This is a genomic window from bacterium (assembly GCA_019912885.1).
In the GTDB taxonomy this organism is placed as follows: domain Bacteria; phylum Lernaellota; class Lernaellaia; order JACKCT01; family JACKCT01; genus JAIOHV01.
Genome location: JAIOHV010000103.1, coordinates 1 through 12,394 on the forward strand (window position 1 = coordinate 1; position 12,394 = coordinate 12,394).

General features: G+C 64.1%; 14 protein-coding genes. 7 read left to right on the forward strand and 7 right to left on the reverse strand.

All coding sequences use genetic code 11. The features are described from left to right. Positions 1-224 precede the first annotated feature (224 nt). Together K8I61_08800 and K8I61_08805 are read left to right on the forward strand one after the other, a co-directional pair. Positions 225-878 (forward strand): outer membrane beta-barrel protein, encoded by a 654-nt coding sequence (locus K8I61_08800; GenBank protein ID MBZ0272122.1) that lies wholly within the window; start codon positions 225-227, stop codon positions 876-878. Positions 879-922: 44 nt separating this feature from the next. Continuing rightward, entirely contained in the window at positions 923-1,306 is a 384-nt protein-coding gene (locus tag K8I61_08805; protein ID MBZ0272123.1) for a four helix bundle protein, read from the forward strand. Between the two features lie 83 nt (positions 1,307-1,389). On the opposite strand, the gene K8I61_08810 is transcribed toward K8I61_08805, so the two are convergent. The 4 genes from K8I61_08810 to K8I61_08825 all read right to left on the reverse strand — a co-directional run bounded on the left by K8I61_08810 (position 1,390) and on the right by K8I61_08825 (position 3,026). After that, positions 1,390-1,647 (reverse strand): YHS domain-containing protein, encoded by a 258-nt coding sequence (locus tag K8I61_08810; protein MBZ0272124.1) that lies wholly within the window; start codon positions 1,645-1,647, stop codon positions 1,390-1,392. Positions 1,648-1,805: 158 nt separating this feature from the next. Then, positions 1,806-2,126, reverse strand: coding sequence for a YHS domain-containing protein (locus K8I61_08815; protein ID MBZ0272125.1), 321 nt, complete (start codon positions 2,124-2,126; stop codon positions 1,806-1,808). A 151-nt stretch (positions 2,127-2,277) separates the two neighbouring features. Then, positions 2,278-2,634 carry a YHS domain-containing protein gene (locus K8I61_08820; protein MBZ0272126.1) on the reverse strand — a complete coding sequence of 119 codons (357 nt, stop codon included), beginning with the start codon at positions 2,632-2,634 and terminating at the stop codon, positions 2,278-2,280. Between the two features lie 80 nt (positions 2,635-2,714). After that, a complete protein-coding gene (locus K8I61_08825; GenBank protein MBZ0272127.1) occupies positions 2,715-3,026 on the reverse strand; it encodes a hypothetical protein in 312 nt (103 codons plus the stop codon). 300 nt (positions 3,027-3,326) lie between these two features. Here K8I61_08825 and K8I61_08830 point away from each other — a divergent pair, with 300 nt between their 5' ends. The 4 genes from K8I61_08830 (at position 3,327) to K8I61_08845 (ending at position 8,613) form a co-directional block, all read left to right on the forward strand. Beyond that, on the forward strand, positions 3,327-4,940 hold the full coding sequence (locus K8I61_08830; protein MBZ0272128.1) for a cellulase family glycosylhydrolase: 1,614 nt from the start codon (positions 3,327-3,329) through the stop codon (positions 4,938-4,940). After that, positions 4,937-5,656 carry a hypothetical protein gene (locus tag K8I61_08835; GenBank protein MBZ0272129.1) on the forward strand — a complete coding sequence of 240 codons (720 nt, stop codon included), beginning with the start codon at positions 4,937-4,939 and terminating at the stop codon, positions 5,654-5,656. Before K8I61_08830 ends, K8I61_08835 begins: the two co-directional genes overlap by 4 nt. Positions 5,657-5,764: 108 nt before the next feature. Then, positions 5,765-6,349 carry a molybdenum cofactor guanylyltransferase gene (locus K8I61_08840; GenBank protein MBZ0272130.1) on the forward strand — a complete coding sequence of 195 codons (585 nt, stop codon included), beginning with the start codon at positions 5,765-5,767 and terminating at the stop codon, positions 6,347-6,349. Between the two features lie 86 nt (positions 6,350-6,435). Then, entirely contained in the window at positions 6,436-8,613 is a 2,178-nt protein-coding gene (locus K8I61_08845) for an FdhF/YdeP family oxidoreductase (GenBank protein MBZ0272131.1), read from the forward strand. A 117-nt stretch (positions 8,614-8,730) separates the two neighbouring features. Here the strand turns inward: K8I61_08845 and K8I61_08850 are convergent, their stop codons facing one another. The 3 genes from K8I61_08850 to K8I61_08860 are packed head-to-tail and all read right to left on the reverse strand — an operon-like array spanning position 8,731 to position 11,431. Next, positions 8,731-9,540 (reverse strand): PIG-L family deacetylase, encoded by an 810-nt coding sequence (locus tag K8I61_08850; GenBank protein MBZ0272132.1) that lies wholly within the window; start codon positions 9,538-9,540, stop codon positions 8,731-8,733. Position 9,541: 1 nt separating this feature from the next. Continuing rightward, a complete protein-coding gene (locus K8I61_08855) occupies positions 9,542-10,918 on the reverse strand; it encodes a hypothetical protein (GenBank protein MBZ0272133.1) in 1,377 nt (458 codons plus the stop codon). A gap of 60 nt (positions 10,919-10,978) precedes the next feature. Continuing rightward, positions 10,979-11,431 (reverse strand): rhomboid family intramembrane serine protease, encoded by a 453-nt coding sequence (locus K8I61_08860; GenBank protein ID MBZ0272134.1) that lies wholly within the window; start codon positions 11,429-11,431, stop codon positions 10,979-10,981. 312 nt (positions 11,432-11,743) lie between these two features. Here K8I61_08860 and K8I61_08865 point away from each other — a divergent pair, with 312 nt between their 5' ends. Continuing rightward, positions 11,744-12,217 (forward strand): hypothetical protein, encoded by a 474-nt coding sequence (locus K8I61_08865; GenBank protein ID MBZ0272135.1) that lies wholly within the window; start codon positions 11,744-11,746, stop codon positions 12,215-12,217. The last annotated feature ends 177 nt before the right edge of the window (positions 12,218-12,394 follow it).

Sequence of the window (12,394 nt, forward strand, 5' to 3'; positions counted from 1 at the left end):
GAAAAGACGTGCGATACGATCGCCACGGGTTGCGAGACGTCTTTCGCAATCCCCGCCATCTCCGCGCCGAACACGAAACCCGCGTGGAACGTGACGATAAATCGCCCGCCACAGCCGGGCGCGGCATTGCGTTCATGCGCATCTCGCGGAATCGGACGGTCGAATCCTTCGATTTGTCTGCCCCGCTTTGCAAGCCTCTACGTTGGTGTAATATGCTCCGCCGAATGCGCCGTTTTGCCCTATCGCCGTGGCTTTCGGGAGCCGCCGTGCTTGTCGCCGCGCTCGCGCTCGCGTTTCCCGCGCACGCGCGCAAGACGGAGGCGCGCTGCGGCCTGTCCGCCGGCGCCGTCGCCGGTCCGACCTTCGCGACCGACAACGAGCTGCACGACGAGTTTCCTTACTTCCTGCACATCGAACTGAACGCGAAATATTACGTCCTGTGGAACTTCTCGATCTCCGGCGATCTCGGATACGAATACGGAGAGGGCGCGCCCAAGCGTTTTTTCCACGAGGGCGAGCTTGTCGAACTCGACGGCACCGGCCAGAGCTTCTGGCGCGCGATGCCCTACTGGGCGACGCTGCGCGTCGAACCCTTCCGCAAGTACCCCTTCAACCCCTACCTCGGCGCCGCCGCCGGCGGCAAATACCTCGTCATCGAACGCAAGGGCCACGAACGCACCATCCCGCTTTCGAATTCCGGCGACGACTGGCTTGTCGGCTACATGGGCGTCGCCGGCTTCGACTGGATGATCAACAAATTCTTCTTCTTCCGCCTGGAAGGCCGCTACTCGTCCATCGGCGGCGCGAACGAGGAATTCTTCCGGGCGGACGACTACGGCACTTACGACGGGCTGGCGGGGATTAATGTTTATTTTTGAGGAAATAGGAAACAGGAAATAGAAAATAGAGCCGAGGAGCCGCCGTGGGCGATTCGTTGCATTACCGCAAGACGACGATTTGGCAAAAAGCGATGGACGTGGCGCGCGCCGTTTATGGCGTCGTTCCGAATCTGCCGCGCGAAGAACTTTTCGGCATGAGGTCGCAGGTCACGCGGGCCGCAGTATCGATACCGGCAAACATCGCCGAGGGTTGGTCGCGGGAAACGAAAGCCGAAAAAGCCCATTTTCTGGCGATTGCCCAAGGATCGTTGGCGGAAACCGAAACGCTTGTCACGTTGTGCGAAGACCTGGATTGGTTTCCGCGCGCGGAAACGGAAGCGCTTCGCGGACGCATGGCGGAAGTTGGACGCATGTTGACGGCGATGCGCCGAAAACTGCGCGAGAGTCGGAACGAAAAAAAGAAGTGAGACCGTACGGTTTCTCTCCCGCGCAATCTCACTTGCGTTTCCTATTTCCTATTTCCTATCTCCTATTTCCTATCTCTTATCTCCTACTTCTTCAAATATTTCCCCGGCTCCTTCTCGAACTTCTCCTTGCACGCCGCGGAGCAGAAGTAATAGTCATCGCCCTCGTGCGTCGCGTGGTGCGCGTCGTCGTTGACGGTGACCATCATGCCGCACACGGGATCCTTGACCTTTTCGCCCGCCGCGGCGGCTTTTTCGGCCTCGGCGCTTTCCTCGGCGATCGCGGCTCCGACGACGGAAAGCGCGAAAAGCGCGGCCACGAGAATGACGATCGTTCGACGCATGAAGTCCTCCTTTTGAACCTGGCGTTGCCGGGCGCACGGCGCGCCCGTTTCCCATGACGCGATTTGGTACGCGTCGCCCGCGCGAATCGTTCCACATCTCGCGCAAAAGAAAAACCCCGGCCGCGGGGCCGAGGTTCAAAGTCTCGATGGATTGGGGCCTAGCGTTGGCTATCCCAATAATACGTCGCGCCGATCGGGGTGCGTACAAACGACGACGCATCCTGCCGGAACGTCTCGGCGCATTCGTCGGAGCTGAAATAGAAGTACTTGCCGTCGTACATCAGGCTCGGCGTGTCCTTTCGGATGATCACGGCTGTCCGGCATGCCGGATCCCACGCGCGCCCCTTTTCGAGCGCGACATCGGTGCCGGGGCTCGCTTCGGAGCTGACGATATCGCCGTCAACCGCGCCGGCCGGGCCGGCGGAAGCGAACAGGATCAACGCGGCCGCGACAAAAAACATCATTGACGCTTTCAACATGGGTCGCTCCTTGGTGGGGACGGCCCGCCCGATCGATCCGTCGCGCGATTCGGATCGGCGGCCAGGGCCATCCGTGCCGAGCGCAAACCCCGGCCTTGCGGCCGAGGTTCGATAGTCGCTCGGTGGTTGCGATTTTCGCTGGTCGCCGGGATCAATATTCCTCGGCTTCCTCTTCGGCTTCAGGCTCCTCGCCGATCAGCGAGCGCTCCTGCATTTCGGGTTCGCCCTTCAGGAACTGTCCCGGATTCTTCAGGAACTTGTCCTGGCATGACTGGGAGCCGAAGTAGTAGTGCTGGTCGTCGTATTCGACGTGCAGCGTGCCTTCCTCACCGACCGTCACGAATTGCGAACAGCCGGGATCCCAGGCGCGCTGCCCCTCGGCCAATTCCTTATCCGTGCCGGGGCTTCCCTTCGAACTCAGCGTGTCGCCCGCGGCAAACGCGACGCCGGCCGAAAGCAGAAGGACCAGCGCAACGATCAGGTATCCATGAATCGATTTTTCCAACATCATTTTCTCCTTCAAAATATTGCTGGCGCCTCGACGCTTCGCGAAAAAGCGCAAGCGCGGGCGCGCGGCATCAGGCGCCCTCACTTGGGCATTGATGCGGCGCCGGCGGCGCTACCCTTTTTCATTTCCTTGAACTTCGACTTGTTGGCGTCGTTCTGGAAATAGCAGTGACGGCCGTCCTTCTCGAAGTGCGGCGTGTTTTCCGTGATTTCGAATTCCTGGCCCGTCACCGGGTCCTTGGCCATGAGTCCCACCTCACGCTCGGCGTCGTGGCAGGCCTCCATCGCGGCGGCGGCTCCCGTTTTGTACGCCTTGTCGTCACCGCCCTTGGCAAAAGCCGTTCCCGAGACGGCGAACATGGCGACAAACAATAACACCATCATTCTTTTCATCTCTTCGACCTCCTCGATTTTCTTCGAAAAACTTGATTTTCCCGCTTAAAATAACTGCAAGGCGGGCTTGCTGGTGCCCCTTAGAGTATAGGGCGGCGCCGCGCGGTCTAGTCGCGATTGCGCGTTGTGTGGCTCCATTCACACGACTTTTCGATTGCCGTTTCCGTGCGCGTAAGTCTTGCAACGAAAGTCTCCATTCGCGACGCAAAAAAACGGGCGCGAACGGGTGCTCGATGCGTTGTCGCGCGTCGATCCACCGCCTACGATGGATCGCGTGCTTTGAGAATTCGGAGGTTTTCATTGGCGATAACGCGTGTTCACGCGCTGCTTCTGATGGTCGTTCTGTCGGTGTTTGGCGTCGCGTTGCCCGGATGTTCATGCGATGACGATACCGGCTCGGACGCGGGCGGCGACACGGGCGAACTTCCCGCCATCGATGATGACGACGCGGTGGATGACGACAACGCCGACGACGACGACGGCGCGGACGACGACGCCATTGACGACGACAACGCCGACGACGATGAAGACGCGGACGACGACGCGGTGGACGACGATACCGGCGATGACGACACGGTGGACGACGACACCGGCGATGACGACACGGCAGACGACGATACCGGCGACGACGACGAATCCGCGCGCGTGCCGCTGCTGGACGAAATGGGACGCGAGATCGTCCTGCGCGGCGCGAATTACATGGGCATGGAATTCGGATGGTTCAACCACGCGCCGGAGGATTTCGAGCGCATCGCGTCCTGGGGATTCAACGTCGTCCGCCTGCCGATCGCGTGGGACTACCTCGAACCCGATCCCGGCGTGTGGGACGACACCTACCTGCCGGATGTCGTCGATCCGGCCGTCCAATACGCGTCCGACGCCGGGCTTCGCGTCATCATCGACATGCACCAATGGAACTGGTGCAAGCCGCTTGGCGGCAACGGCATCCCCGATTGGATCTGCGAGGACTTCGCCGGCGGCGCCTGGCCGTGGAACTACATGGCCGCGACGACCGACTTCTGGACGCACCCGGACTATCTGGACGACTTCGTGGAGGCGTGGAGCCGCGTCGCGGAGCACTTCGCGGATGACGACCGCGTGTTCGCGTTCGACCTTTTCAACGAACCGGTCGCCGGATGGCGCACGTTGCCGTGGACGTTCGAGAACCCGCTCCTGCGTCCGCTGTACGTGCGTTTTATCGACGCGATCCGCGCGCATCATCAAGCTGCGTACATCGTCATCGAGCCGTCGATCATCGATGGCATCGGCCTGCCGTTCGTCATGGACCCGATCGACGATCCGCGCCTCATTTTTGGCCCCCATCTCTATCCGGGCGATACCGGCACGGGCGGTTCGCGCGGATACGATTTCGGCATCGATCGCATCCGCAACCTGATGGCGAAGGTGTCCGGCGAGGCGATCGCGTTCGGCGCGCCGCTTCTGCTTGGCGAGATGGGCATCGTCTCCAAGGCGCCGGGCGCCGGCGAATACACGCGCGACGCCTCCACGGTGCTCGACGAGGCGATGGCGCATTCCACGTGGTGGGTCTTCTGGCGCGACGACAATCAGTACGGCCTGATCGACGCGAACGGCGACGACAAGGCGATCTTCCTCGATCATCTGGATCGCCCGTATCCGCGCGCGACGGCGGGGCGTCTTGTTGCGTACGGTTTCGACGAGACGACGCGCACGTTCACGGTGGAATTCAAAAACACGGACGACGCGCCGCAAACGACGATCTACATCCCCGCGCGCCATTTCCCGGATGGGTTTGATGTCGCGTCGACCGACGCCGAGGCGGCGTGGTCGTTCGCGTTCGACGCGGACACGCGCCTTGTGACCGTCGACGCGGATCCGCTTTTGCAAACGCACACGATCACCGTTACGCCGCTACCCGCGAGCGCATCGAAATGACGCGCCGCCGGCGCGCGGGCATGCCCTGGGAGCGCAAGCATCTCACCTGCTTCGTCCTTTTCGCCGCGCTCCTTTTTCCCGCGGCCGCGTGCGGTCAGGAGGCCGATCCGGGCGATCCTCCCGCCACGGCCGAGACTTTCGACGACTCGCCGGACGAGACGATGTTCGTGCTCGCGGCGGGAGTGGGCGCGGTGTGGGACGATGCGCACGACGCCGGCTGGCTGTTTCGCATCAATGGTTCCATCCGCCCGGTGTCGCTGCCGTTTCTGCTCGCGGGATTCGAGGCTCAATACTTCGGCCGCGCCGAGGAAAAAACCTTCGAACGCACGCGCAAAACGAGCGAGGGCGAAATCATGGCGCGTGAGTGGTCGGCCGATGCGGGCCTGCTCACCGGATTCGCCGTGCACGTGCCGATCGAACTCGCGCCGCCCGCGAAGGCGAACGATCCGCGCCCGGCGATGGACATCGCGCCGCACCTTTCGGGCGGCCTTGCGTTCGACGCCACCACGACGCGCCGAACCGAGCGCGAACGGACGGCGGAAACGGACCGCACGAGCATCGATCCGCCCGATCGCGGAAACGACCTCGCCGGCGCCTACGGGCAACTTGGCGTGCGTTTCCGCTTCACGGCGCTCGAAGTCGCGTTGGCGGGGCAGGCGATCGCGGATCGGCCCGTGCAGGTCGCGGGGTGGGCGGGGTTTGACGTGCCGTGGTGATTCGACGAACCGTGCCGTTTTACGCGCGGTCGCGAAGGGTGAACCGCGTCCGTGAGCATCGCGCGAGATGTTTCTTCATTGCCGCCCATTCGGTCCATAATGTTCGTCATGACCACCGTCCCCATCCGCGCCGGCGTGCTGTTCGGCGGCGAGAGCCGTCGGATGGGCGCGCCCAAGCATCTGGAGCGCATCGGCGAACGCACGCTGATCGAGCTTGCGTGCGCGCCGTTTGTCGAAGCGGGTTTCGAGGTGACGCTTCTTGGCGCGGGTTCGGTGCCGCCGGCGCTTGCGTCGCTTGCCGCGCTCGCCGACGACCCGACGGTCGCCGCGCCTCGCTCCGGCCCGCTCGCGGGCATGCTGACCGCCATGACGAGCGCGCCGGACGCGGCGTGGATTTTCGTCGCGTGCGACATGCCGCGGGTCACGCCCGAGGCGATCGCGTGGCTCGTAAGCGAGCGCGACGCGGCGTCGATCGCCGTCCTGCCGCGCGTCGGCGACGAGGTGCAGACGATGCTCGCGCTCTACGAACCGGCGGCGCTCGGCGCGCTGGCCGATCTGGGCAGGGCCGGCAAGGGTCCGCGCGATCTCGCCGAACGCGGCGATGTTCGCACGCCCGGCGTGCCGCCGCACGTCGCGACCGCGTGGGTCAACGTGAACACGCGCGATGAACTGTCGGTCCAGGCGCGGCGGTAAAAGCGTCCAAAAAGCGTTCGGATAGATATAATGGACGCGATGGACATGATGAACCGCATGCACAATTCGAAGACCGCGGATGGCCGATGAAGCCTGTTGACGCCGGCGGCGGTTGGCGTGCGATCGCGTACGCATTTCGCGTCGCGTGGCGCGTCGGACCCGTTCGCCTTTGGCGCGCGATGCGTTCGCGCAATGCCTGCAAGACGTGCGCGGTCGGCATGGGCGGCCAGGCCGGCGGCATGCGCAACGAGCTCGGCCACTTCCCGGAGTTTTGCAAGAAATCGTTGCAGGCGATGGCTGCGGACATGCAAGCCGCGCTCGCGGACGCCTGGTTCGCGGCGCATCCGTTTTTGCGAATGGAGGCGATGAGCCCCCGCGAGCTGGAAGCGGCGGGAAGACTGGCCACGCCGCTTTACGCGGGGCCGCATGACGACCGCTATCGCCCGATCTCCTGGGACGAGGCGCTTGCCCGCATCGCCAATAAGCTGCGCGACACGAAACCGGACGAAACGTTCTTCTATTTCTCCGGCCGTTCGTCGAACGAGGCGGGCTTTTTATTGCAACTGTTCGCGCGCGTTTACGGCACGAACCACGTCAACAACTGTTCGTATTATTGCCATCAGGCCAGCGGCGTCGGCCTTGCGCAGTCCTTCGGCACGGGCACGGCGACCGTCGAGCTTGCCGATATCGAACGCGCGGACACGCTGTTTCTGATCGGCGGCAACCCGGCGTCGAATCACCCGCGCCTCATGGCGACGATGGCGCGCCTGCGCCGCCGCGGCGGGAACGTCGTTGTCGTCAATCCCGTGCGCGAGCCGGCGCTCGTGCGTTTTCGCGTGCCGTCGGACTGGTGGAGTCTCCTTTTCGGCAGCGACATCGCGAGCCTGTACGTGCAGCCGAACATCGGCGGCGACATCGCGTTTTTCGTCGGCGTCGCCAAGGCGATCCTGGCGCGCGGCGCCATCGACATCGCGTTCATCCGCGAGGCGACAGCCGGATGGGACGAGACGCGCGCAATCGTCGAGGCCGCGAACTGGGACGATATCGTCGCGGCTTCCGGCGTGGCGCGTGAAACGATCGAGCGCGCGGCTGACATTTACGCGAACGCGCGCGCGGCGGTGTTCGCGTGGACGATGGGCATCACGCACCACGAACACGGCGTCGAGAACGTGCGGTGGATCGCGAACCTCGCGCTGATGCGCGGCATGGTCGGTCGCCGGCACGCGGGGCTTTTGCCGATCCGCGGTCACAGCAACGTGCAGGGCATCGGCACGGTGGGTGTGACGCCCGCGCTGAAGAAGGCGGTGATCGAGCGGTTCGCGGATTACGGCGTGCCGGTGCCGGCAATGAAGGGCTTTGACACGATGGCGTGCGTCGAGGCCGCGCACGAAGGGAAGATGCGCGCGGCGATCGGCCTTGGCGGAAACCTTTACGGTTCGAATCCCGATTCCGCGTACGCGAGGGAGGCGCTTTCGAAAATCGATCTGGTCGCGTACCTCTCCACCTCGCTCAACACCGGCCATGCGCACGGGCGTGGCAAGGAGACGATCGTCCTGCCCGTCGCGGCGCGCGACGAGGAGAGTCAGGCGACGACGCAGGAGTCGATGTTCAACTTCGTGCGCCTGTCCGATGGCGGCCCGAGACGGCACCCCGGCACGCGCACGGAGGTGGAGGTGATCGCGCAGCTAGGACGTCGCGTACTCGAACGAGGCGGTCCGCTCGACTGGAACGAGCTTGCCGACCACCGCAACATCCGCCGATGGATCGCGCGGCTCGTGCCGGAGATGTCCGAGGTCGCCGCGATCGACGACACGAAGCGCGAATTCACGATCCCCGGCCGCGTCTATCACACGCCGCGATTTTCGACCGGCGACGGCCGCGCGCGGTTCGCGGCGCATCCAATCCCCCAGGCAAACGGCGATGCGCGTCTGCGTCTGATGACCGTGCGTTCGGAGGGGCAGTTCAATACCGTGGTTTTCGAGGAAGAGGACATCTATCGCGGGCAGGAGAGGCGCGATGTGGTGCTGCTGTCGCGCGAGGACATGGCGCGCCTGTCGATTTCGACGAACGCCTGGGTGACGGTGCAAAGCGATACGGGCCGCGCGCGCGTGCTCGCGCGGCCGTTCGATATCCGCCCCGGCAACGCGCTGATGTATTACCCGGAGGCCAACGGGCTGACGGCGCGGCGCGTGGATCCTCAATCGCGCACGCCCGCGTTCAAGAACACGCGGGTCACCGTGCGGGCGGAGGGCACTGAAGAATGAAGACTGAAGATTGAAGATTGCCTGACGCGGGTCGGGTTGCGTTCCACGCTTCCGAAAAGCACCCGCTCACGGCCTGCCGAAATCATTCTTGCGATTTAATTCTTCAATCTTCAATCTTCATTCCGGCGCGGCGTCTCCGGTCAGTTCGCGGATGAGATCGCCGGCGCGCTCGTAGCGGTATTCCTCGGCGTATTCCACGCCGGCGCGCTCGCCGACCCCGGCCGCCCACGCCCGCACGAACGTTTCGATCACCGGGCCGGGGTTGTCGGCGTCGAGCATCGCCAGCGCGTTCGGATCGCCGCCGGTCGCGGCGAACGTTCGCTTCACGTCCTCGACCATCATGCGCACCTGGCTTTCGTGGCAGAGGATCGATTCGATCTTCTTGTCGATGTGCGGCGTGATGTCGACGAGCTTGTTCACGTCGCGCGGGCGCTTGGCGAAGTAATACGTTTCGGCGACGTAGTGCGTCTCGAGTCCCTCGCGCAGGTGTTCGTGATGATAAAACGGCAGCGACGCGAAACCCGCGGCCTCCATCGCGGCGAACGCGACGGCGCGGTGATCCGGGTGCGGCTCATACGGCGCGAACGGGTCGAAGGTCAGAAGCGTGGACGGGCGAATTTGACGGATATAGCGCATGAACTGCTCGCGCAGCACGTTGATCGGCGTGTCGCCGAGAAACCCGTCGGGATATTCGAGGAAGAATACGTCGCGCTTTTCGAGCACCTTCGCGGCGTCGCGGGCCTCGCGGTCGCGGGAGACGCTGATGATCTCGTCGCGATCGAGCTCGAACGTGCCGCGCTCGTTGTTGGTCGCGATGACCTCGTAAATTTCGCGCCCTTCGGCGGCGAATTTCGCGACAAGTCCGCCCGCGAAAAACTCGCAGTCATCCGCGTGCGCGGTGAGAAGAAGGACGGGTCCGTCGGTCATGTCAGGGCTCCGGGTTCGGGATTTCGCTTTCGTGCTCAATCAATTCGGGCGCGTGATTGACGCCAAGGAACGCGGCCATCGATGCCTCGCCGCGCAGATTGTATCCGTAAAACGCGGTGAGGTACGGGTCGATCACCGCATGCGCCACGGCGTGGTCAACAAACGCGAAGGGCTCGCCCGTCTTGCGCCGGTTGCCCATGCCGCAGCCGTCGCCGTCGCCGAAGAGCGAGGGCAAAAGCAGGCAGGCATCGGTGAACGTGTAATGCCCCGCGTCCCGCATCTCCACCTTCACCTTCGGCGACGGGGAGATGGCGTAGTCGTAGCGGAACAGGAACGTCGCGTCGCCCATGGAGTCGTCCTCCAGGCCGAACATGAAAAACCGCGCGGCGTCAAAGCCGGGGCTCGTCCACGGGAACATGAACGACGCCATCACCGCGGCCGCGCGAATGCGCCGGTCGTCGCGCGCGGATTCGACGGCGCACGTGCCGCCGAACGAGTGCCCGAGCGTCGCGACGCGGCCCGGATCGACGAGCCCGGCGAACATCGTGCCGGAGTCGCTGCGCGCCATCGAGGTCATCGTGTCGATCAGAAACGAGATGTCTTTTTTCCGCTGGCCGTAGGAGACGGGCACGAGGTTTTCGTTGAACGGCACGGGGCCGTCGGGAAGCGGCGTGATCGCCGCGTTGCCGGTGTGATCGGGCGCCATGACGACAAAGCCGTGGCTCGCCAGGTATTCCATCGTCGTGAAATTTTGCAGGCGCAATCCGCCGAGCCCATGCGAGAAAACGATCAACCCAAACGGCGCGTCGCCCGCGCGGATCGGCGCATCGCGCGCGGAACCGGTTTGCGCGTAGAGATTCGCCAGCTCGTCGGGTGTCGCGCCTTCGGCGGCGAGCATGGCGAGCACCTGGGCGATCCAGTCGCCGAAAAATGCGTCGAGCGTGTCGCGCGGCAGATCGAGCGCCGCGTCGGTGGCGGGATACCACACCTCGGTGACGAGCGTGCGGACATCGTGCGTCGCCGGGTCGCGCCGCGTTTCGTCCACGAACACGAAGGTCGTGTTGCCGACCGGCCACGCGCCGCGCGCGGCGGGATCAAAACCCGGCGCGGGGAAAGGCGCGCCGTCGTCGTCATCGTCCGCGCCCGGCGGCGGATCAGGGTCGGGCCATTCGCGGTCGTCGTCCGAGGCATCGTCATCTTCGACCGCGTCGTCATCGTCGCTCGCCGCGTCATCGTCCGTGGCGGGCGACGGGCTCGCGTCATCGTCGTCGTCGTCGCCGCAGCCGCACCCGGAAAGCGCGACGAGCGCGGCAAAAAGCGCCATCGCCAACAAGGCGGAGCGCACATGGTGCAAGGGGAGCGGATGGCGGCGCATCATGATTCGATCCAAAATGGTGGAGCCCGCAGATTGACGCCGATCGGCCACGCGATCAAGCGGCTAGCGGCGCACGTGGCTCGCCGCGCGGACGCCCCCGAGAAAACCGAACAAATGTCCCTGCCAGGAAACGCCCGCCGGGCCGGGCAGCACACCCCAGATGAGGCCGCCGTAGGTCACCGCGACGAAGATCGAGATCAGCGCCGCGAGGATGTGGCGTTCGAAAAATCCCCGAGAGACGAGAAAGCCGAGGTACCCGAACACGACGCCGCTCGCGCCGATGTGCACGGTCCCCGGCGCGCCGAGAAGCCAGATGCCAAGGCCGGAGAAAAGGACGCTTGTCGCCGTGACTTCCGCGAGATCGCGCCCGCGCCGCAGCATCACAAACCACCCCAGGCCGAATAGCGGAATCGTGTTCGCGATCAGGTGCGCGAAGCCGGCGTGAAGCATCGGCGCGACGGGGATCGACACCAGGCTGACGACGACGCGCGGGCGGATGCCGAAGGCGTCGAGCATGCCGCCGAAGATGAGCACGTCGGCGAATTCGATCGCCCACAGAAGCGCGATGACGGAAACGAACGCGCGAAGCTGCGGCAGGAATTTCGGATTCAGCGCCACGCGTCACTCCGATCCGGCAGTACACAGAGAGCCCGGAGGAGACACAGAGAACACGGAGTGGATTTGAATGGCAAGGCCGTTCGGGTCCATTGTCCATCCGGTCCATTTTGTCCATCTTGTCCATCGCCGCCTTACGCGACGTCCGAGCCGCAAACGAAGCGAAGCGAAGTGCGCGGATTGCACCGCGTCCGCGGGTAGGGGAGTTCAGCCATGGAGTCGCCGATTTACGCCGCCATCCGCCTCTTGCTCGACGGCGCGGGCATCGAATATCGCACCGTGCGTCACGAGCCGACGACGACCTCAGAACAAAGCGCGGCGGCGCGAGGCGAGGAGTTGCGCGTCGGCGGCAAGGCGCTGCTGGTGAAAGCGGACGACGCCTTTGCGCTATTCGTATTGTCGGCCGCGCGGCGGTTCGATTCGGCCGCGGCACGCCGCGAGCTTGGCGCCCGCCGCACGCGATTCGCAACGCCCGAGGAACTCGATACAATGACCGGCCTCGTGCCTGGCGCGGTGCCGCCTTTCGGCGCGCCGATCCTGCCGTTTCGCCTTTATGTCGATCCGTCGATCACGCAAAACGAACGCATCGCCTTCAACGCCGGCTCGCTGACCGACTCCATCGTGATGAGCGTGGACGACTATTTGCGCGTCGCGCGGCCGGCGGTGTTTGTGTTTTCGAAGGAGTAGTCGGGAAGCCGGGAACGCAAATTGCGAATTGCGAATTGCGAATTGCGAATTGCGAATTGCGAATTGCGAATTGCGAATTGCGAATTGCGAATTGCGAATTGCGAATTGCGAATTGCGAATTGCGAATTGCGAATTGCGAATTTCGAATTGCGAATTGCGAATGGGGAATGCCATTGC